The 20,295-nt window shown below is 71.6% G+C and carries 20 protein-coding genes and 1 pseudogene; 9 read left to right on the top strand and 12 right to left on the bottom strand.

Features of this window, described 5'->3' with window-relative positions; translation table 11 throughout:
* Nucleotides 1-35 precede the first annotated feature (35 nt).
* From OG522_RS33535 to OG522_RS33525, 3 genes are all read right to left on the bottom strand, one after another.
* The gene (locus OG522_RS33535; RefSeq protein ID WP_329466806.1) at nucleotides 36-2,972 is read right to left on the bottom strand and encodes a helix-turn-helix transcriptional regulator; all 2,937 of its coding nucleotides are present in this window, start codon (nucleotides 2,970-2,972) and stop codon (nucleotides 36-38) included.
* Between the two features lie 281 nt (nucleotides 2,973-3,253).
* A complete protein-coding gene (locus OG522_RS33530; RefSeq protein ID WP_329466805.1) occupies nucleotides 3,254-3,928 on the bottom strand; it encodes a response regulator in 675 nt (224 codons plus the stop codon).
* Nucleotides 3,916-5,010, bottom strand: a complete 1,095-nt coding sequence (locus tag OG522_RS33525) for a sensor histidine kinase (RefSeq protein WP_329466804.1) — start codon at nucleotides 5,008-5,010, stop codon at nucleotides 3,916-3,918. Before OG522_RS33525 ends, OG522_RS33530 begins: the two co-directional genes overlap by 13 nt.
* A 332-nt stretch (nucleotides 5,011-5,342) precedes the next feature.
* On the opposite strand from OG522_RS33525, the gene OG522_RS33520 reads away from it, so the two are divergent.
* A complete protein-coding gene (locus OG522_RS33520) occupies nucleotides 5,343-5,657 on the top strand; it encodes a hypothetical protein (protein ID WP_329466803.1) in 315 nt (104 codons plus the stop codon).
* 64 nt (nucleotides 5,658-5,721) lie between these two features.
* Here the strand turns inward: OG522_RS33520 and OG522_RS33515 are convergent, their stop codons facing one another.
* A complete protein-coding gene (locus tag OG522_RS33515) occupies nucleotides 5,722-6,141 on the bottom strand; it encodes a cytidine deaminase (protein WP_329466802.1) in 420 nt (139 codons plus the stop codon).
* A gap of 175 nt (nucleotides 6,142-6,316) precedes the next feature.
* On the opposite strand from OG522_RS33515, the gene OG522_RS33510 reads away from it, so the two are divergent.
* Nucleotides 6,317-6,676 (top strand): PRC-barrel domain-containing protein, encoded by a 360-nt coding sequence (locus OG522_RS33510; RefSeq protein WP_329466801.1) that lies wholly within the window; start codon nucleotides 6,317-6,319, stop codon nucleotides 6,674-6,676.
* A 335-nt stretch (nucleotides 6,677-7,011) separates the two neighbouring features.
* Here the strand turns inward: OG522_RS33510 and OG522_RS33505 are convergent, their stop codons facing one another.
* Together OG522_RS33505 and OG522_RS33500 are read right to left on the bottom strand one after the other, a co-directional pair.
* On the bottom strand, nucleotides 7,012-7,914 hold the full coding sequence (locus OG522_RS33505; RefSeq protein WP_443074777.1) for an RNA polymerase sigma factor SigF: 903 nt from the start codon (nucleotides 7,912-7,914) through the stop codon (nucleotides 7,012-7,014).
* 172 nt (nucleotides 7,915-8,086) lie between these two features.
* A complete protein-coding gene (locus OG522_RS33500) occupies nucleotides 8,087-8,800 on the bottom strand; it encodes a hypothetical protein (protein ID WP_329466800.1) in 714 nt (237 codons plus the stop codon).
* Between the two features lie 221 nt (nucleotides 8,801-9,021).
* Here OG522_RS33500 and OG522_RS33495 point away from each other — a divergent pair, with 221 nt between their 5' ends.
* From OG522_RS33495 to OG522_RS33485, 3 genes are all read left to right on the top strand, one after another.
* Nucleotides 9,022-10,569, top strand: a complete 1,548-nt coding sequence (locus OG522_RS33495) for an MFS transporter (RefSeq protein WP_329466799.1) — start codon at nucleotides 9,022-9,024, stop codon at nucleotides 10,567-10,569.
* A 161-nt stretch (nucleotides 10,570-10,730) separates the two neighbouring features.
* Nucleotides 10,731-10,919, top strand: coding sequence for a DUF6381 family protein (locus tag OG522_RS33490; RefSeq protein ID WP_329466798.1), 189 nt, complete (start codon nucleotides 10,731-10,733; stop codon nucleotides 10,917-10,919).
* Nucleotides 10,920-11,444: 525 nt separating this feature from the next.
* Complete coding sequence (locus OG522_RS33485; protein WP_329466797.1) at nucleotides 11,445-13,094, top strand: serine/threonine-protein kinase; 1,650 nt, start codon at nucleotides 11,445-11,447, stop codon at nucleotides 13,092-13,094.
* A 164-nt stretch (nucleotides 13,095-13,258) separates the two neighbouring features.
* On the opposite strand, the gene OG522_RS33480 is transcribed toward OG522_RS33485, so the two are convergent.
* Entirely contained in the window at nucleotides 13,259-13,834 is a 576-nt protein-coding gene (locus OG522_RS33480; RefSeq protein WP_329466796.1) for a PadR family transcriptional regulator, read from the bottom strand.
* Nucleotides 13,835-13,919: 85 nt separating this feature from the next.
* On the opposite strand from OG522_RS33480, the gene OG522_RS33475 reads away from it, so the two are divergent.
* The 3 genes from OG522_RS33475 (at nucleotide 13,920) to OG522_RS33465 (ending at nucleotide 16,781) form a co-directional block, all read left to right on the top strand.
* Entirely contained in the window at nucleotides 13,920-14,351 is a 432-nt protein-coding gene (locus tag OG522_RS33475; protein ID WP_329466795.1) for a nuclear transport factor 2 family protein, read from the top strand.
* Between the two features lie 282 nt (nucleotides 14,352-14,633).
* Nucleotides 14,634-16,019, top strand: coding sequence for an FtsW/RodA/SpoVE family cell cycle protein (locus OG522_RS33470; protein ID WP_329467833.1), 1,386 nt, complete (start codon nucleotides 14,634-14,636; stop codon nucleotides 16,017-16,019).
* A gap of 96 nt (nucleotides 16,020-16,115) precedes the next feature.
* A complete protein-coding gene (locus tag OG522_RS33465) occupies nucleotides 16,116-16,781 on the top strand; it encodes a hypothetical protein (protein ID WP_329466794.1) in 666 nt (221 codons plus the stop codon).
* Nucleotides 16,782-16,791: 10 nt separating this feature from the next.
* On the opposite strand, the gene OG522_RS33460 is transcribed toward OG522_RS33465, so the two are convergent.
* The 4 genes and pseudogenes from OG522_RS33460 to OG522_RS33445 all read right to left on the bottom strand — a co-directional run.
* Nucleotides 16,792-17,646: a cytochrome P450 gene (locus tag OG522_RS33460; RefSeq protein WP_329466793.1), complete on the bottom strand. Its 855-nt coding sequence runs from the start codon at nucleotides 17,644-17,646 to the stop codon at nucleotides 16,792-16,794.
* The gene (locus OG522_RS33455; protein ID WP_329466792.1) at nucleotides 17,576-17,860 is read right to left on the bottom strand and encodes a hypothetical protein; all 285 of its coding nucleotides are present in this window, start codon (nucleotides 17,858-17,860) and stop codon (nucleotides 17,576-17,578) included. Before OG522_RS33455 ends, OG522_RS33460 begins: the two co-directional genes overlap by 71 nt.
* Nucleotides 17,857-17,988, bottom strand: a complete 132-nt coding sequence (locus tag OG522_RS33450; RefSeq protein WP_329466791.1) for a hypothetical protein — start codon at nucleotides 17,986-17,988, stop codon at nucleotides 17,857-17,859. Before OG522_RS33450 ends, OG522_RS33455 begins: the two co-directional genes overlap by 4 nt.
* Nucleotides 17,981-18,672 (bottom strand): annotated as a pseudogene (locus OG522_RS33445) (cytochrome P450); the annotation flags it as partial. The gene OG522_RS33450 and the pseudogene OG522_RS33445, both read right to left, overlap by 8 nt.
* A 178-nt stretch (nucleotides 18,673-18,850) precedes the next feature.
* Between OG522_RS33445 and OG522_RS33440 the strand changes: the two are divergent.
* Nucleotides 18,851-19,267 carry a nuclear transport factor 2 family protein gene (locus OG522_RS33440; protein ID WP_329466790.1) on the top strand — a complete coding sequence of 139 codons (417 nt, stop codon included), beginning with the start codon at nucleotides 18,851-18,853 and terminating at the stop codon, nucleotides 19,265-19,267.
* Here the strand turns inward: OG522_RS33440 and OG522_RS33435 are convergent.
* Entirely contained in the window at nucleotides 19,264-20,247 is a 984-nt protein-coding gene (locus OG522_RS33435; protein WP_329466789.1) for an alpha/beta hydrolase, read from the bottom strand. The two genes, OG522_RS33440 and OG522_RS33435, sit on opposite strands and share 4 nt — an antisense overlap.
* Nucleotides 20,248-20,295: the final 48 nt, after the last annotated feature.

The following is a 20,295-nucleotide window of genomic DNA, read 5'->3' as shown; positions in this document are numbered from 1 at the left end:
CGCCCACAGCCGTCGAACGCCACGTCGGCGGAGCGCTACACGCGCACCGGCACGGCCGGACCCGAACCGGTGAGCAGGCCCGGTGCGGCGCCGGCGAAGGCCGCCCGGTTCGGGTGGCCGGTCTTCTGCAGGAGGCTCGCCACGTGCTTCTCCACGGTGCGCGGCGAGATGTGCAGCCGGACCGCGATGTCCTTGTTGCCCATCCGCTCGGCGAGCAGCCTGGCCACCTCGAACTCGCGGACGGTGATGCCGCACCGGCGCAGATCGGGCGGCACCTGCTCGGTACCCGTGCGCCGCTGCCGCACCGGTGCGCCCATCTGGCGCAGCAAGGCCCGGCAGGCGCCGGCGACGGCCTGGAGGCCGCGGCCGTGGAAGTACTCCTCGGCCTCCCGCAGCCAGTCGACCGGCGCGCCCCAGCCGTCCACGTACGCCGACCGGGCCACCAGCCGCAGACACAGGTGGCGCGCCACCGGGTAGATCTCGGCCGCTTCGAGCGCCGCGCTCGCGGCTGCCGTCGCCTCGGCGAAGCGGCCCTCGCGGCCCAGCAGCACCGCGTCCGCCAGGCCCGCGAACGGGCGGTTCCAGCGGGCGGCGGCCGCACTCGCCCGCATCGCGTCGGCGTAATGACGTCGGCCCATGCGCCCGGAGAGCACGCCGAGCAGCAGGACGATGCCGTGCCGACCGAAGTCGACGGCCGCCGGATTCTCCGCGTCGTACGCGAGCGCCTGCGCGAACTCCCGCTCGGCGTCCTCGTGTTGGTCCTCAAGGAGCGAACAGAACCCGCGCGCGAGCCCGTACGCCATCGACCGCACGCCGGGCGCCGCGTCGAGGAGCGGAGCCAGTCGCTCCAGCGCGTCCTGCATCTCGGCTCGCCGGCCCTGGTGCGCGTACCGCACCGCGTCGGCCAGCCTCAGCAGGGACAGGGCCCGGCCAAGGCCCAGCCGGGCCGCTTCGGCTGCCGTCTCGTGGATCCGGTCGCGGGCCGCCTCGAACTCGCCGCGCCGGATCTCGTCGAGGGCGAGGATCGCGCCGCTCTCGTGCGCCAGGGGCAGTACGCCCATCCGCAGCGCGTCCAGCCGGGCCTGTTCGAAGGCGGCGGCGCGGCCGTCGTGCCGCATCGCGATCCGTGCCAGGTGGGCCTCGGCACTCACCCGCAGGGCGGGGAGCGCGCGTGCGTGGGCGATCGCGCAGGCACGCATGAAGTACGTCGTCGCGGCCGACTCGTCCTGTTCGCAGGCCAGTTGGCCGAGTACCAGCAGGGCCTCGCAGACCACGGCGGGAAGATCGGCGCGCTCGGCCGCCGCCACCGCACGACGGGCGAATCCGGCGGCCGTGGACAACCGGTCGGGTGCGAACCGGTTGAGTTCCGTCTGCGCCGCGGCCAGGTCCACGAGGACGGCTTGGGCGGGCTCGGGGCGGCTGCCGAGCAGCCAGCGGGCGATGTCGTGGTGCCGGAGCGCTTGGGCGGGCCGGCCCATCAGGGTGGCGATGCCCGCCAGCCGGGCGTGCATCCCGGCCCGGCGCTGCGCGGGCACGCCGTGCTCGCCGTCCAGGTTCTCCAGCGTGGCGACGAGCGCGGGCACCTGGTCGAAGCGGGCCGAGTGGGCGACGGCGTCGAGAAGTTGTTCCACTACGGTGGCCTGCAGTTCGGGTACGGTGCCGGGCTCGATGAGCTCGTGGGCCCGGATCAGCAGCGGCGCCGCGGCGTCGGTCGTGGCTCTCTCGGCCGCCTCGCAGTAAAGCCGGATCGCCTGCCCGCTGTCACCGGCATGTCCATGGAGTTCGGCGGCTCGTGCGCACCACACACCGGGCAGTCCCGGGTGCAGTTCGGCCACGGCGCGTGCCGCGCGCCGAGCGTACCCGGCGCGCTCTCCCGGTCCGAGGTCGTCCAGCAGGGCCTGCGCGGCCAGGGGGTACCGGAACGCGTACCCCTGCGCGCCCGGCCCGTCCGCCACGATCAGGGACGACGCGAGGCAGGCGCGCAGGGTCGCGGACAGATCCCGGTGGTCGCAGCCGATCGCGTGCTGGAGCACCGGCAGCGGGAGGCGCCCTGCGAACAGGGCCGCCATGCCGAGGAATTCCTGGCCGAGCGGGCCGAGCCGCTCGGCCCGGCGTCTGACGCTGTCGGCGACGGCCGACGGCACGGATGGCATCGGGATGTCGTCCAGAGCGTGGAGGGTGAAGTCGCGGACGAGTTCCTTGACGACGAAGGGAATGCCCGCGCTGCTGTTCAGCGCGCGCTGGACGAGACGCCCGCCGACCTCGGCCGGGGCGATACCCAGCTCGGCCGCGACCAGGAGGTGCACGTCGGGGCCGCCGAGCGGTCGCAGGTCGACGGTGCTCGCGGCCCCGCACTGTCCGGCCCGCGCCGCCAGTTCGGTCGCGGCGCACGGTTCGCGGCCCGCGACGAGCAGGAGCACGGCCCGCTGGTGGGCGATGTTGTCGAGCAGGTACTCGACGGCCGCGAGCGTCGCGGCGTCGGCGTCGTGCAGGTCGTCCAGGACGAGCAGGCAGCCCCGCCGTCCGATGAGCGTGACCGCGCGCAGCACCGTCTCGGCGACCATGATGGGGGACGCGGCGCCGGCGCCCGTGCCGCCGGTGTCCGTCAGCAGGTGACCGAGGACCGGCCCGTACCGCCCGAGCTCGCCCGGCTCGGGCAGCAGACCGTCACGGGCCAGCAGGAGCAGCACCTCCACCAGCGGCCGGTACGGGACGCTCGGGCCCACCCCGCTCACCCGTCCCCGGGCCGTGATCATGCCCGCCCCGGCGGCCTCGGCGACGGCCTCGGCGGCGAGCCGGGTCTTGCCGACACCTGGCTCACCGATCACGAAGACCGCGCCGCCCCTCCCCGACCGGCCGGCGTCAAGGGCGGCGGCGATCCGTGCCATTTCGGCTTCCCTGCCGATGAGTTCCCCCCGCCTGGGGTGGTGGCCGTCACGGCCCGTCGCGGTGCGGTCGTAGGGCTTCGGCATCTGCCTCTCCTGGTGCGCGGGGAAAGGGAGTTGTGCGTACTGGTCGAGCTGGAGCCCCGGATGCGCCCCCAGGGGACCGGTCCGCCGGGTGAACGGCCCGCTCGTCGCGTGGCTGCGCGAACGGGCCGTCTGTCAACACCGGCCGGACGTGCTGAAACCGGCTCTTCCCTCCCCCGTGCGGGCCTCCCCCGAGCCCCGCCACGCATGACGATACGAAAGGTGTGGCCGCCCCCTGTAGCCGTCCGTTTGGGGGGCTTGCGCCGGAGCCCGCTCCGGGCGGGTCAGCCCCCGTCGAGACTGTCCTCGCGCACCCGGCGGGCCAGATCGAGCTTGGTGTACGTGGGCCGGCCCGCCTGCTGGTACTTCGCCTTGACCCGGTCCAGGTAGTCCTTGGCCGTGTGGACGGTGATGCCGGCGCGCCGGGCCGCGGACTTGAGGGTCATCCCGGACGCGTAGTCGAGCAGGATCTGCCGCTCCCGCGGCGAGAGGCGCGGACGGGCGGGGCTGGTGTCGTGCGCGCAGGCGAAGGCGAGTTCCGCGGAGTGGGCGTTGCGGCCCGCGGCGATGTCCTTGATGGAGGCGACCAGCGTCGGCAGGTCGTTGTCCTTGGTGAGGTAGCCGCCGGCGCCCGCCCGGACGGCCTCGATGATCCGGGAGCGTTCCGGGACGGTACTGATCACGAGGACACGGCTGCCGGTGTGCAGCAACCGCCGGATGTTGTCGGCGGCGGTGGAGCCGTCCCGCAGCAGGAGGTCAAGGAGGACGACATCGGGCGTCGTGCGCACCAACTCACCGCTGTGGTGCGGTAGTTCGTGGCCGGATTCGCCGAGCAGCTCCGCCACGGTGGCCGCGGTCGCCACCAGGCGCAGTTCGGGCACCCCGCCCAGCCAGACGCGCAGGCCGTCGAGGAGCATGCGGTCGTCGTCGACCGCCGCGACGGTGATCACCCCGGCCATCTGAGCTCCACGCGTACGCCCTCGCCGGGCGCGGTGTCGACCGTCGCCCGGCCGCCCACCTCGGCAAGGCGGCCGTGGATCGAACAGCGCAGCCCCAGGCCGGGCACGTACCGCTCGGGGTCGAATCCGGGCCCCCGGTCCACCACGGTGACGACGGCTCCCCCGCCTCCGTCGGGGTCCCCGGTCGCGGTGAGGTAGGCGTGGCCGGTTTCCGCGTGCCGCCGTACGTTGTTCAGGGCCTCGCGCACGGCGTCGGCGAACGCGGCGGCGACCTCGGGGGGCACCTTCGGCAGGTCGTGGTACTGGGCGGTGACCCGCAGCCGCAGACTCTCCTCACAGCCGATCACCTCCTCCAGGGCCGCCCCGATCTCCCGGTGATGGAACTCTTCGGCCCTCTGCTGGACCAGTCGGCGCAGATAGGCGGCCTCGCGGGCGCAACGCTCCCGCACCTCGGGGGCGTTGGCGTCGATTCCGCCGGCCGCGAGGGTGGTCAGCGTGGCGAGGACGGTGTCGTGCAGCGCACGGTGGTGTTCCAGCCGCTCGGCGTATCGCGCCTTGTTCGCCTCGGCGGCCAGCGCGCGGGCGTTGGCGTCGTCGAGGAGGCGGCCCTGGCGGCGCAGGTACCAGCAGAAGGCCCAGGCCATCACGGCCGACGACAGCAGCGAGTTGACGTGGCCCGCGACGATCGCGGAGCCCGCGCCCACCGCCTGGTAGGCGAGGATGTGGGTCACCACGAGGAGCGCGACCGCCACGAGGACGGGGAACCGTTCGAGACAGATGGCCGCGGTGGCGCTCGCCGATCCGCCGAGCAGCGTCGCCCAGCCGAGCGTGGCGGGATCGTGTGCGCCGCCCCAGCCGCACAGGACCAGCGGCACCAGGCAGCCGGTCACCAGGATGTCCGCCCAGATGTGCCGCCGGTCGAACCAGCCGCGCCGCAGGGCCGAGCCGTAGCACAGCGCGCTCACGGCCAGGGCCACGGCGAGTCCCGCGTACTGCAGGGGATGGTCCCAGCGGCGCTGGGCGGCCGCGAGGACACCGACCGAAAGATGGCTCGCCCGGTAGAGCAGCGTCGCCATGATCATGAACGACTGCGCGCGCTGCAGCCCCGACCCCGCCCCCGTCGTTGCCCGCCGCGCCCATAATCGCCGTACCGGTAAGAACCCCACCGCCACAACCACGCCCCACACCCCTCACCGGCGACACCGTGGGATCCCGGAGGTCGCCCCCTGCGCTACGGGGTCGGGGCCACGGTGTCCGCAATGGCCACCGGGGTCATTCTGCCTCAGCGGGTGCCTGTCGGAGGGGGGTCGGGGAGCTTCCCTGCGGGCACGGAGGGAAGCTGTTCGCCCCGAAGAGGCGCCCCGCGCCGACGGCGCCCCTTCGGGCTTCGGGCGCCGGCAGCGATGATGACCTCATGAGCCTTCCCGACGCCATCGCCCACACCCTCGCCGCCCGCGACAAGGCCGACGCCGAACAGGACCACGGGCACACCCGCCAGATCATGACGTTCGTCCATGCCAGCGGCGGCCACGAAGCCGTCGAACTCGGCATGTTCGAGGGCCCGTTGCCCGTCCCGGCCGTCGGTCAGACCGTCACTCTGTGGGCCACCGGCCACCCACTGGTCGTCGACCGCGTCGAGACCCACTACGGGCTCGGCGACACCGAGACCCGTCCCCGGCGGGAGCAGCTCGCCTCCGTCATCGTCTTCGTCAGCCCGCCGACCGACTGAGCATCAACGACCGCCGCCACGCTCCGAGTTGGCACTCGGGGCGGGCGGCGTGTGGCGCGGTGGGCTACTCGGTGTCGAGCTGGTGGTCTGCCCAGACATAGCCTTCGGGCAGCAGATCAGCGATGGGCACACTACGGAGAGTGTCGCCCGCGCCGACGATGACCTTGAGGTCCGGGAAGTAGTCCCGCAGGACCTGGCGGCACCGGCCGCACGGCGGCACCACGCCCCGCTCCCGGTCACCCACGGCGACCATCGTGTCGAGGTCGTAGGCGCCCTGGGCGGCCGCCGTGCCGAGCACGACGAGTTCGGCGCAGGGCCCTCCGGTGAAGTGGTAGGCGTTCACGGCCGTGATGATCCGGCCGTCGAGGCTCCGGGCCGCGGCCGCCATGGTGTGGTTCTCACCCCGGCAGCGGGTCCGCGCGATCCGGGCGGCGGCCTCGATGAGCTCGTGGTCGAGGTCGGCGCGGTGGTCTTGCGTGGTCATCTTCCGTGTCCCCACATATGTCAGGTCTGTGACTGTCAAGCCTGCGTCAGGTGATCGGCCATGCCGAAGGCGGCGACAGTATGCGGCATTTCCCCACCCGCCCGTTTGAGATCCCCTCAAGGGGCCAGACGTACCTAGTCAGACCCGTATCACCGACGCGAAAGGGGTCTTTTCGATGCATGAGCACGAGTACGCGTGGTGGGGGTTTCGGGACACGAGTGGCCACCTGGCCGGGGCGGATCTGCGCGGCTGGAAGGTGGAGGCGGCCGACGGAAGCATCGGAAAGGTCGACGTGCACTCCGATGAAGTCGGCTCCGCCTATGTCGTGGTGGACACCGGGCCGTGGATCTTCGGCAAGCGTGTCCTGCTGCCCGCCGGCACGGTCACCAAGCTCGACGCGGACGAGAAGAAGATCTACGTCGACCTCACTCGGGACCAGGTCAAGGACTCCCCCGAATTCGAGCCCGCGACCCACCTCGACGATCCCACCTACCGCGATCTGATCAGCCGCTACTACGGCCAGACCCGCCCCTGAGCCACCGTCGCCTTTCACGCGATCGCGATTGAGGACGTACGCCCCGAGGACCTGCCCCTGAGCACGATGTCCTCGGCGCTGCCCGCCCTGTTCCCGGCGGCGATCCCGTACGGCCGGCTGTTCTGCCGGGGCGCGTGCCAGCCGGCCGCCGACGGCCTGTCGGCCTGTCCGCCTCCACAGCACGGTCTGTCGGCCTGTCCGCCTCCACCAGTGCGGCCCCTCCACAGGCCGCGGCCTGTCCGCCTCCACAGTGCACCCGTAGTACAGCCCCGCCCGTGCGGCCCGTGAGGCCCCGGCCGCTACCTCCCGGCCGGGGCCTGACGGGGTTCGAACGCTCAGGCCTGTTCGCTCAGCATGCCCGTGCGGAGCTTGGCCAGGATGCGCGAGAGCAGCCGGGAGACCTGCATCTGGGAGACGCCGAGCTCCGCGCCGATCTGGGACTGGGTCATCTCCGAACCGAAGCGCATGGTCACGATCCGGCGCTCCCGCTCATCGAGCTGCTCCATCAGCGGCGCCAGCGTCTGGAGGTTCTCGACCCGCTCCATCCCCGGGTCCTCCTCGCCGATGAAGTCGGCCAGGGTACGGCTCTTGGCAGTGGCGGCCAGCTGCCCGCCCTCGCTCGCGTCGGCGGACATGTCCAACGAACCCGCGGTGTAGCCGTTGGAGGCGACCAGCCCCTCGATGACCTCCTCCTCGCTGACCTCCAGATAGTCGGCGAGTTCCTTCGCCGTCGGATCCCGGTCCAGTTCGGTGGCCAGCCGCTCCTTGCCCTTGGCGATCTCCACACGCAACTCCTGGAGCCGGCGCGGCACATGGACCGCCCAGGTGGTGTCGCGGAAGAAGCGTTTGATCTCGCCGACGATGTACGGCACCGCGAAGGAGGTGAACTCGACCTCGCGCGACAGATCGAACCGGTCGATCGCCTTGATCAGACCGATCGTCCCGACCTGGATCACATCCTCCATCTCACCGCTGCCGCGGTTGCGGAACCGGCTCGCCACGAAGCGCACCAGGGACAGGTTCATCTCGATCAGCGTGTTCCGGGCGTACTGGTACTCGCGTGTGCCCTCCTCCAGCACCTGGAGCCGGTCGAAGAACGTCTTCGACAACTCACGCGCGTCCCGGGGGGCGATCTTGCCCGCGTCCTCGATCCAGGGCAGTTCGCCGGCTCCCGGCTCCATGGTGGTGGTCGCCGTCCGGTCCGCCCGTTCCGGTCCCGTCAGCCGCGCCGCTGCCATGAGGTGTCCTCCCAAGAAGCCGTCACTGTTCTCGTGATGCATGCGTGTGCCCAAGCAGGTTCGGATCATGCGTGCCGGGTCCCACGCCGCGCCCGGGGTACACCCGCGGTAGCGGGATTTGGCCGAATGCATACCATCGCCCTCTCCAGCACCCATGGGGGGATCCCCGGCGCTAGGTCACCACGTAAGCGACGAGTACCCCCGCCCCCGTGACCCCCAGGATTCCGCAGCTCCACGCCATGCCCCGGCGGGCCTGCGGACCGTAGCGGGCGGCGAGCCGGGGCCATCTGGCGAGCACGGCTCCGGTGATGAATCCCGCCCCCAGGCCGAGGAGACCGAGCATGAGGCACAGGGCGAGGACGCTGCCCAAAGTGGCGTGGGCGCCCGTCGGGACGCAGGTGCCCGTCGGAGTACAGCTGACGGGCTCGGTTCTTCCCGCCCTGTCGGTCGACAGGTTCTTCATCAGGACGAGGCCGCCTTCGGCCCGTGGTGCCGCGCTGAGCGGGCTGACCACACCGAAGCATTCGTACGACGTCGATCCGCGCGGGCCCTTGTGCGCCGTGCAGCTGCCCAGGTGCGCCACTCCGGTCCCACCGGTGAACCCGGCGGCACGGTTGGCGTCCCGGGCGGACTCGGCCATCCCGAAACATCCGCCGATGATGATCAGTACGCCGATGACCAGCCGGGTGAGGAAGCCGGGCAGCCCCGCCCGCCCGGTGCGGCGGCCGCGTTTGTCGCGTGCGCTCGGCGTCGGGCCGTACTTCGTCCGGTCCTTCCGGACGGACTTCGCCCCGCCGTCGCTCCGGGGCTTCGCTCCCGTCGCGGGCGCGGGCCCCGCCGTGCCCCTCCGCTTCCAGAACCTGTGCCGTCCGTCCTTCGCCGTCATACTGTCCTTCCCCCTGAGCACCCTGGGCCACAGCCGATTTCCAGCCACGGCCACTGATCAGAAGGGGACCACGCCGAACCGCCGGGTCGCCAGCCCACTCGGACCGCCGCGGCCGGCGGCGCGGGCCGAGCTTGATCGACTGGAGACGCCCCGGAGCCGGGCATACCGTCGAAGGGTGGACGGGACCGTCCACCGTCCCTCGTACGAGGGCAAGGCTCGCCATGACGTCTTCCCAGCCGACACCCACGACAGCGACCGCCGCCCCCGGCATCAGAGGCGGCGGCAAAGGGATCGCGCTCCTCGTCATCGCCTCATGCCAGTTGATGGTGGTGCTCGACGTCACCATCGTGAACATCGCCCTTCCCCACATCCAGCGGGCGCTGGACTTCTCCACGACGAACCTGGCCTGGGTGGTCAGCGCGTACACGCTCACCTTCGGCGGGCTGCTCCTGCTCGGCGGCCGGGCCGGGGACATCCTCGGCAGGCGCCGCGTGTTCATGTCCGGAGTGGCGCTCTTCGCGCTCGCCTCGCTGCTCGGCGGACTGTCGCAGAGTTCCGGCCAGTTGCTCGCGGCGCGCGCCCTACAGGGCGTCGGCGCTGCCATCGCATCGCCCACGGCACTCGCACTGATCACCACGACCTTCACCGAAGGCCTGGAACGCAACCGGGCGTTCGGGGTGTTCGCGGCGGTTTCGGCGGGCGGCGGCGCGATCGGCCTGCTCGCCGGAGGCGTCCTCGTCGAATGGCTCGACTGGCGCTGGGTGTTCTTCGTCAACGTGCCGATCGCGGCACTGATCGTGCTGGCCACGCCCCGGTACATCAAGGAGTCCGAGCGCCATCCGGGCCACTTCGACCTCTTGGGCGCGCTGACCTCCACGCTCGGCATGGTCACGCTGGTCTACGGCTTCATCCGGGCCGCCCAGGAGGGTTGGCGCGATCCGTTCACGCTGGGGTCCTTCGGTGCGGCCGTGGTGCTCCTCACCACGTTCGTCCTGGTGGAACGTCGCTCGCAGCAGCCCATCACCCCGCTGCACATGTTCGCCGACCGCAACCGCGCGGGCACCTACGGCATCATGCTGAGCCTCGCTGCCGCGATCTTCGGCATGTTCTTCTTCCTCACCCTGTTCGTGCAGAACGTGCTCGCCTTCAGCCCGCTGCGGGCGGGGCTCGCGTTCCTGCCCGTCAGCGCGGTCATCGCGGTGGGCGCCGGCACGGCTTCCCGGCTGCTGCCCAGGTTCGGGCCCAAGCCCTTCATGGTGACCGGTTCCGTGCTGGCCGCCGCGGGACTGTCCTGGCTCACCTTCACGGACATCCATTCCAGCTATGCGGGCAGCATCCTGGGCCCGATGCTGGTGTTCGGACTGGGCATGGGCATGAACTTCGTCTCGCTGACACTGATGGCCGTCTCCGGTGTCGCCCGGCACGAGACGGGTGCGGCCTCCGGCATGCTCAACGCCACCCAGCAGGTGGGCGGTTCACTCGGCCTGTCGATCCTGGTCACGGTGTTCGGCACGGCCAGCCGCAACGAGGCGGCCGACCAGGTCCCCAAGTTCCTCGGCCAGGCGAGCGCGGCACAACGCGTCATGTTCCGGCGTACGGGAGCGCTGCCGCGGCCGTGGAGCGACCAGGTGCTCACCTCCGGGATCACCGCGGCGTTCATCATGGCCGCCATCTTCGCGCTCCTGGCCGCGGTGATCGCCCTCCTGGTCATCCAGGTACGCCCCTCCGACCTGGCACGCTTCCAGGGCACCACGCCGCCGGGCGGGTGAGGGACCGGTCGCGTTCCGTGGCGGGATTTCCGGCCCGCGCCCACCGGACGGCGGATGTCTGCCCTGCGACTATGACTGTGCGTAACCATTCGGGATGCGTAGGGACGAGGGCCCTGCTTCGCTGGTTGCAACCGCTCTCCCCACAGATCTCAGGAGTGATCATGAGCGTTGCAGACGAGTCCGGCCGCGCCCGCCAGATGCGTGAGAAGGCCCAGGAGATGCAGAAGGCCGCCGAGCGCGTCCAGGACCCGCAGGAGCGTCAGCGGCTCCAGGACAAGGCCCGGCGGCTCGAGGAGCAGAGCAAGCGCGAGAGCGACCCGGGCAGCAGCGCCGGCATCGACCCCATGTGACGGTCCGCCGCCCGGTCACCGGCCGGTGGTCTCCCTCGCGCCTTCATGGCGCGGGAGGCCACCGGCCGGTGGCGTTTCCAGACGCCCCGGCGCCGCCTGCCGGGCCTGTCCCCGGCCGCCAACTACCCCGCCGCGCACATCCCCGCGCGGAGTTCGCCCGCTGCCCGTGCCGGGGCCGGGATCCGCGCCCGCTCCGACGACCATGAGCGGCATCCCCGTGATGAGCGGTTGCCGGGGCGCGGGGGCGGTTCGGCCGTCGACAGCTCCTCCGCAGCCGGGGTGCCGCGCGTTCGGGCGGCACCGACAGACCGGGGCACGAACATCACCCGCGGCTGGAACCAGCCTCGACCCAGTATCGCCACCACCACAACAGGCCCTGGAACCATGCCTGTTGAGGCGGTCGTGCCGACCGGGGCGGCGTCCGCCGGACGCGGGTCCGTACGCGCTGACGGGCACATGTCCACGTCCGTCTACTCTGGTGCCGCCAGTTGGTGAAGCGGCAGTGGACCAGGAACGGAGCGTGCGGTGCAAGCGGGGGAAGCGAACGACGGAGATCTGATCGGCAAGGTGCTCGGAGGGCGCTACCGGGTCACCGCGACGATCGGTCGCGGCGGCATGGGCGTGGTCGCGCGGGCCGTGGACGAACTCCTGAACCGGGAGGTCGCCGTCAAGATCCTGCGCGCCTACACCGACGCCTCCCCCGCCGAACTGGCCGATCTGCGCACCCGGATGCAGCGGGAGGCGCAGGCCGCCGCACGGATCCGGCACAGCGGTGTGGTCACCGTTCACGACGTGACGGAGGAGCAGGGTCTGCCGGTCATCGTGATGGAACTCGTCGACGGGCCCTCGCTCGACGATGTGCTGGCGGAGCGCGGCACGCTGGATCCGCGCGAGGCTGCGGCGATCGGCGCCAAGCTGATGGACGCGCTCGACGCCGCGCACCAAGTCGGCGTCCTGCACCGGGATGTGAAGCCCGGCAACGTGCTCCTTGAGCGCGGTGGCCGGGTCGTGCTGACCGACTTCGGCATCGCCACGATGGAGTCCGGCGACGAGGCCATGTCCAAGCTGACCCGCAGCGGTGAACTCGTCGGCTCCCTCGACTTCCTGCCCCCGGAGCGCGCGCAGGGCCGCGAGCCCGGACCCGCCAGTGACATCTGGTCGCTCGGCATGACGCTGTACGCGGCGGTGGAGGGGACCTCGCCGTTCCGCCGCACCTCGGTGTGGTCCACGCTGGCGGCGATCGTCACCGATCCGCTTCCGGAGGCCCGGAACGCGGGGCCGCTCACGCCGGTGCTGCGGGCGCTGATGGCGAAGGAGGTGGAGCACCGGCCCACCGCCGACCAGGCGCGCGAAATGCTGGAACAGGTGGCCGCCGGGAGTACCTCGAACTTCGCGGCGCCGGCCCCCGCCCAGGCCTTCGGCCCGCCGCCGCCACCCGTGCCCGTGGACGGCGCAACGCCGTACCCCCGGCCGCCCGCCGGCTACGCGGCACCGACCGTCGCGCAGTACGGCGCACCGCCCGGCGGCCCCGCTCCGGCGGGCGGCCGGGCCGCCGGCGGCCGCGCGCGGCGCCGCAGCCGTACGGTCGTCGCGGCGGCCGTCGCCGTCGTGTGCGCCGGTGGCGGGATCACGTACGCCCTGACGGGCAACCAGTCGGATACGAACACCGGCGGCGCCCAGGTGGCCGGTCCCGGGGCCAGTGCTCCGGCGGGCAGCGACGAGCCGAGCCGGGGCGGCAGGATCGACGGCAGCGGCTCGCCCGGCGCCTCCGCGTCCAAGGACTCCCAGCCGGGCAAGGAGTCGCCCGGCTCGTCCCAGCGGCCGGGCCCCTCGGCCACGCCGGGCGGCAAGAGCGGCGAGAAGACCGCACCGAGCGCGAGCGCCAGCCCCAAGCCCAGCCCGACGTCGACGAGTTGCACGGGCTGGAGCCACCGGGACCCGGCGCCGGGCTCGTACGGCTACATGGCCGGTTCGTACCACATCGAGACCGGGCCGTACGAGACGTGCCCGTCCGTCACCCTGGCCAAGTCCGGCACGAAGCTCTGGTACCACTGCTACGTCATCAACGCGCATGGCAACAAGTGGACTTACGTCCGCGTGGAGGGCAGCAGCACCGCCGGCTGGATGTCCAACGACAACCTCACCCGCCAGAGCGGCCCGTCGACCCGCTGCTGAGCGCTGCGCGGGCGGCGGGGTTCGACGGCTGCGGGCCGATGGGTCCCCTGCTCGAACAGAGTTGAGAGCTCGGGGGCCGGTCGCGCCCGCGCGGCGGAGCCGCACAGTGTCACCACCTCGCGCCCTTCAGCGCGCGGTACCGCGCCGGACCCCCGCGGGACCGCTCAGGTCGACCGCTCGACGTGGGCCGACTGCCGCTCGCGCAGGACGGCCGCGATCCGCAGGCACCAGTCCCGGTGCTCCTGCTCGAAGGCCAGGCCGCGCAGGCAGGTGAGGTAGGGCCCGATCCGCTCGCCGTGTCGCAGGTACTCCTCCTCGTCCGCCTCGCCGCGCAGCCGGCGCAGCAGGTCGCCGAGGAGTTCGGCCTTGGCCTCGGCGGCGGCCGCCCGCTCTTCGAGCTGCGCGATGACCTGCGCGGTGCCGACGCGGTCGGCGGCCTGGACCTTGACGAGCAGGTCGTCACGGATGAACGAGGGCTTCGAGGGGGCGGCGGTGAAGCGCTCCAGCTCGGCACGGCCCGCGTCGGTCACATGGAACAGGCGCTTGTTGGGCCGGGCCTCCTGCACCACCTGCCGCCCGGCGACGAGCCCCTCGCGCTCCAGTTTGGTGAGTTCGGCGTACAGCTGCTGGGGAAGGGCGTGCCAGAAGTTGGCGACGCCGATGTCGAACGCCTTCGCCAGCTGGTATCCGCTGTACTCCCCGTCCAGCAGCGCCGCCAGCACCGCGTGCCGCAAGGCCATGTGGGCCACCCCTTCCCTTTCCTGGTCCGCGGCTGCATCATACTCAAGAAAATGACTAGTCACATTTTTGAGTAAGGAGAGATTCATGGAGACCGCTGACCGGTTCCGCGCCGCGGTGGAGAAGCGCGATCTCGCCGCGCTTGACGAACTGTTCACCGAGGACGTCCGGCTCTACAGTCCGGTGAAGTTCGTCCCCTTCGAGGGCAAGGCTTTGGTGCTCGGACTCTTCGGCGTGCTGCTGCGCACCTTCGAGGACCTGCGCTACATCGGACACTTCGAGGGCGTGGCCGAGACCAGCGCCGACGGCAGCCGGGCCGCGTCGGTGATCCTGCCCTTCCGGGCCCTGGTGGACGGCAAGCAGATCCATGGCATCGACCAGCTCCAGTTCGACGAGGCGGGCCGGATCAAGGAGTTCACCGTGATGGTTCGCCCGCAGTCCGCCGTCCAGGTGTTGGGCCAGGCGGTCCTCACCGGCCTCGTCGCGGACGGCCTCGCCCCGGCGCCCGTCGAGGGCTGACGGACACACCGTTACTCGCACGGTGCCCTGCGGACCGGCCGCGGGGACGTACCGTAGACCTCGATAGTTGCGCGCTTGCGCAAATTTGCGAGAGTCTATGAGGAGGGCCACACAAGGAACCGGCCCCTCGCGCCCGCCGTCTTCCGGCGCGTGATCGCCTGTTCGGCGGCGACGCGAGGTACCTGGGCCTGTGGCTCTCCAGGGTGGAGGTTTTCTGTGCGAGGACTCAGGACCGCGAGGCGGTCGACGTCCGCGGGGCCCCAGGACGACGCTCCGCAGACGATGACGTTCGCGGCGCTCGCGCAGGCCCCCAACCGGCGGCGCACCGAGGCGTGGCTGCTCGCCTTCGTCGTCCTGATCACGGTCGGCGGCTACGCCGTCACCGGTCTGTCGATGGAGGACCGGCTGCCCCCGGGGCTCGCCGGGTTCGGCCTCTGCGTCCTGCTGCTCGCGCTGGTCCCGCACCTGGCCGTGCGGCGCTGGGCGTCTCGGGCCGACCCCCTCCTACTGCCGCTCGCCCTGCTGCTCACCGGGCTCGGCCTGGTGCTGCTGCACCGACTGGACCTCACCTACGCGGCCAAACCCGGCCTGAAGATCTCCCAGGCGGGCGAGGGACAGCTGATGTGGACGGTCATCGGCGTGGCCGTCTGCGTCGGGCTGCTGGTCGTCCTGCGCGATCACCGATGGCTACAGCGGTACCTGTACGTGATGATGGCCGTCGCCCTGGTGCTGCTGATGGCGCCCGCCTTCTCCAGTGCGGACCAGTTCGGCGCCAAGCGCTGGATCATGATGGGGCCGCTGTCGGTCCAGCCCGGGGAATTCGTGAAGATCATGATCGCGGTGTTCTTCGCGGGCTACCTCACCGTCAACCGTGACGCTCTGGCGCTGGCCGGCCGCCGCTTCCTCGGCATGCGACTGCCGCCCGGCCGGCAGCTCGGCCCGATCGTGGCGATCTGGGTGCTCAGCCTGCTCGTGCTGATCTTCGAGCGCGACCTCGGGACCTCCCTCATCTTCTTCGGCCTCTTCGTGATCATGCTGTACATGGCGACGGAGCGCACCAGTTGGGTGGTGTGCGGTCTGCTCATGGCCGTGGTGGGCGCGGCTGTGGTCGGCTCCATGGAGCCGCACGTCCACGGCCGGGTGGTGGCCTGGCTGCACCCCATGGACGCCTTCACCGAGGCGGGCCGGAAGGCGGGCATCTCGGACCAGTTGGGGCAGGCCCTGTTCAGCTTCGGCAGCGGCGGCATCACCGGAAGCGGCCTGGGCCAGGGACACCCGGAGCTCATCGGCTTCGCCGGCAACAGCGACTTCATCCTCACCACGGTCGGCGAAGAGCTGGGCCTGGCCGGTGTCATGGCGGTCCTGCTGCTGTACGGGCTGCTGGGCCAGCGGGGGTTGAGCATCGGCCTGGTGGCCCGCGACCCGTTCGGCAAGTTGCTCGCCACCGGTCTGGCCAGTGCCCTGCTGCTCCAGGTCTTCGTGGTCACCGGCGGCGTGATGGGCCTGATCCCGCTCACCGGCAAGGCCCTGCCGTTCCTGGCCAAGGGCGGCTCCTCGATGGTGGCCAACTGGCTGATGGTGGGCCTGCTGATCCGCATCAGCGACAAGGCCCAGCGACGGCGCGAGCCGGCCGCGCCGACGACACCGGCACGGGCCGCAGCCTCGTAGGAGGCACGGGCCCGATCCCGCCGGAACCATGAGGTGTTCATGCCGCGTCCCCCCGGGTGAATTGCGCAGTCAGCCACCCTCCAAGGAGAGAACACCATGGTCGAACCGGGCGGTCCGCTCCCCTCTGCCCCGAACCGGAAGCGCGGGGGATGCCTCCCGGCGCTGGTGATCCTCGCGGTGCTCCTGGGCCTCGGTTACGGAGCGTCCAAGCTCTTCGGCGACGCCGGCGGGAAGTCCTCCGCCCCCTCTTCTTCCTCTTCCTCGTCCGCCTCCCACGACAGCGGGACGTGGAACGTGGGCGACTGCGGGGGCCCCGACCCCGACGACGCCCCGAACGGCTACAAGGCGTTCGGCTGCGGTGACAGCGGCGCGACGTTCAAGGCCCTGTCGGTCCAGAGCGCGAGCATCCTGCCCGACGCCATCCAGTGCCCGGCCGGAACGGATCTGATCATCCAGGTCAGCGTCAGCTACGGGAGCACGAAGAGCAAGGGCGGTGGCATTCCCACCAAGACGGTGTGCGGGCGCAGCCTCTCCGGCGACCACCCCGGGGACGCGGGCGCCGGAGGCGGGCAGTTGGTCAAGGGCGACTGCGTGACCTCCACGGCGAAGGAGGTCCCGTGCGCCTCCTCCGGCTCGGACAAGTACAAGGTGCTCGACCTGGTGAAGGAGTCCTCGCAGTGCCCGTCGGGCACGACCGAGCCCATGCGCCTGACCATGGCCATCGGAAGGCCCTACGACGTGATCTGCGCCGCGAAGGCGTAGCCCTCCGAACCTACTTGAGCCGCAGGGGCAAGAAGAGTAGACCGCGGTGGCGGGGGTTGGACTGCCACCGCGCTTCGTGCCCCTCGGCCAGGTGCAGGCCGGGGTGGCGGGTGAGGATGTGGGTGAAGGCGATCTCGGCCTGGAGCCGGGCGAGCGGGGCGCCGAGGCAGTGGTGGATGCCGTGGCCGAAGGCGACGTGCCGGGCAGCGTCCGCACGGCGGATGTCGAAGCGGTCCGGGTCGGCGAAGACGCCGGGATCGCGGTTGGCTCCGAGCAGGGATATCTGCACGAACTCGCCCTCGGCAATGGTCCTTCCGTCGGCTTCGACCGGTTGTGTGGTGTACCGGAACGAGGCGAGGCCGGAGGGCGATTCGTACCGCAGGATCTCTTCGACGGCGCCCGGCATCAGCGTCAAGTCGGCCTGTAGCGCGGCCAGTTGGTCCGGTTGGGTCAGCAGGGTGTGGATGCCGTTGGCGATGAGGTTGACCGTGGTCTGGTGGCCGGCGACCACGAGGAGGAACGCCATGGAGGTGATCTCGTCCTCGCTGAGCGCCTCTTCGCCCTCTTCGTGGGCCTGGAGCAGCGCGGACAGCAGCCCGTCGTCCGGCTGCTCGCGCTTGAGCGCGAGCAGGGCGCGCAGATAGGTGAGCATGGACTCGGCGGTGTACACCGACACCTCGCCGTCGCCCTGTCCGCCGTCGATGCTGTTGCCCCGTATCCGCAGGGTCTCGTGGTCGGCGTCGGAGGCTCCGAAGAGGTCGAAGACGACGGCGACCGGAAGCGGCAGCGCGAACTCACTGATCAGTTCGACATCGCCCCGGCCCTCCCACTCGTCGAGCAGCCCCTCCACATGGGCTTCGATCATGGGGCGCAGGGCCGCCGTACGGCGCGGTGAACGCCTTCTGGACCAGTTTGCGCAGCCGGGTGTGGTGCGGCGGATCGGAGTTGAGCATGTGCGCGAACAGGGCACTGCCGGGGCCCTGGGGCAGCCCGATGTGGCGGCCGAACTTCTCCACCGCGCCGTCCTTGGAGAGCCTCGCGTCGGCAAGGAGTTCCTTCGCCTCGGCGTACGAGGTCACGACCCATCCCTCGACGGGGTTCGGCCCCGGGTACCGCGCCTGCGCACGCCGCCCTCCTCGCGCCACCGGCGGTAGGTGGCGTGGGCGTGGCCGAAGAACGACGCGTCGAGCTGCTCGATGTCAGACATGGCGCACCTTGCTCCGGTGACCGATGTGGACGGTTTTCACGCCCAGGAGTCCAACCAGCGGCACGTGCGCCTGGCGCTGCCCCGGGGCGACGACGAGTTCGGTGCGGCGGATGTGGTCGAGGAGGAGTTCGGCCAGCGGCATGACCATGTGCCGTCCCCAGCAGCGTTCCGAGACATGCCCGAACGGCATGTATCCGGGGGTGTTGTCCGGGTCGAGGTCGTCCCAGCGCTCGGGCCGGAACTCGTCGGGGGCCTCCCACAGCGCGGGGTCGCGGTGGGTGAGCAGCGGCAGCATCAGGATGTCGTCGCCGTGCCCGATGCGGCCGTCGATGGCCGGGTACTCGGGCGACCGGTTGCGCAGCAGGTTCCACGAGGGGGCAGAAGGCGCATCGCCTCGTACAGGATGTTGCGGTTGGACACGTCCTCGCCGAACGGGGACCCGGGCCAGAGCGCGTTGGCGACGAGGGTGGAGACGGTCAAGCAGACCGGGGCGGCCGCGCGGCGGTAGATGCCCATCGCGTAACGCCGGTCGTGGTAACCGTCCGCCTCGGCGAACAGATTGGCCAGATGGGTCAGATGGGGGCCCGGGGCCGGCCTGCGGGGAAGGGCCGCTCCGGCGACGATGGTGGTCCAGGTGAGTCTCGGGTCGATCTCCAGCGTGCGGGACATGAGGACGCGCAGCCGCCGGGTGTTCGCACGGGCCCCGCCGCCCGGCGTGGCGGCGCGCATGCCAGGAGCAACTCCACCAGCCTGCGGGCGTGCTGGCGCGGTGCGACCGCCTACGGTTGGGGCACACCTCGGCCTTCCCGCGCCGCCCGGCCCTCACTGGGGTCCGGCGCCCTCAGACTCAGGAGCGTGCACCATGTCCAGCAACAGCGCCGACGCGACCGTCGCCGAACGATTCCTCGCCGCGTTCGGCGCCCGAGACTGGGACGCTCTGCGCGCCCTCCTGGCGCCCGACATCACCTGGAGCATGCCCGGCAGCGGAACCATCTCCGGCACGATCCACGGCAGCGACGCGGCCATCGCCAGGGTCCAGGAGATCGCCGGGCGGGGCCTGCACACCGAACTGCTCCACGTCCTCGTGGGACAGCACGGAGTAGCCCTGTCGCTGCGCAACACCGCTCAGGCCCCCGACGGACGCAGGCTTGACGAGCACCTGGCGACCGTTCTCACCATCCGCGAGGGCCGGATCGCCGCCATCGACAGCTATCTGTCCGACGTGGCGCAGATGAGCGCCTTCTTCAGCCCGGAAGGCCGTGCCGAAGGTCGCCGTTAGGCGCCAAGGGCCGTCAGAAGCATCGGTAGCGAGCGGTGCAACTCCCGTTGCCAGTACGGCCAGTCGTGGGTGCCAGGGCCGTAGAAGTCGGTGATGGGCGGGCTGCCGAGGGCGCGCAGCCGGCCGGCGAGCGCCTGGTTCTGGTGGTCGAAGAAGGTCTCGCTGACGTCCTTCGCGCCGGGCGGATCGTAGGGCCCTGCCGTCCCGTCCCCGCAGGACAGGAAGACGGGCAGTCCGCGCAGCGCACGTGCCTGGACGGTGGGGTCGTGCGCGGCCCAGACCGCGCGCTGGCGCACCGGGTCGCCCCAGATGGCGTACGGGTCGACGCCCAGCTGCCGGTCGAGGTTCAGGAACCAGTCGGGCCCGAAGCCGCCGGGATCCTGCAACAGCGGGTGCACGGTTCCGCTGTACGACGCGACCGCCCGGAAGAACCCGGGGTGGCGGGCGGCGTACGACAGGGCGCCGAAGCCTCCCATGGACAGTCCGGCGGCGACCCGGCGGCTGCCCGCTCCGTAGCCGCGCTCGATGAGCTGGCGGACCTCGGTGAGGTGGAAGGTCTCCCAGCGGGGCGCGCCGCCCGCCCCCTGGTTCCACCAGTTGCTGTACCAGCCGGCCGGTCCGGCCTCCGGCATGATCACCAACACGCGCTTCAAATCGGCGAGTTGGGCCACGTCGGTGTACGTCGTCCAGTCCCGGTACTCACCGCAGCAGCCGTGCAGCAGCCACAGCGCCGGCCAGCCGTGCCTCCCCGGCGACCAGCCGTCCGGGGTGAGCAGTCGGACGTGGGCGGTGGTGCCAAGGGCCGGGGAGTCGATGGTGAGGTCGAGCTGGCGGGGCGCGACGCGCTGCTCGGCGACGACGCGGGCCCCGTCGTCGGCCCGTACGGGCCTGTCGTGTGCGTTGACCGGGCCCGCGGTGAACGCGCAGGCCAGTGTGGCGAGCAGAACCGTGACGACTGCGATGACCGGTGCGCGACGCATCTGGACCCCTTGTCCGTGAGCCCGCGAGCTCGTCGAACCGCCGGGCCG

It is taken from the genome of Streptomyces sp. NBC_01431, from assembly GCF_036231355.1.
Taxonomy (GTDB): Bacteria; Actinomycetota; Actinomycetes; order Streptomycetales; family Streptomycetaceae; genus Streptomyces.
This window is presented reverse-complemented; position numbering and strand designations above follow the sequence as displayed.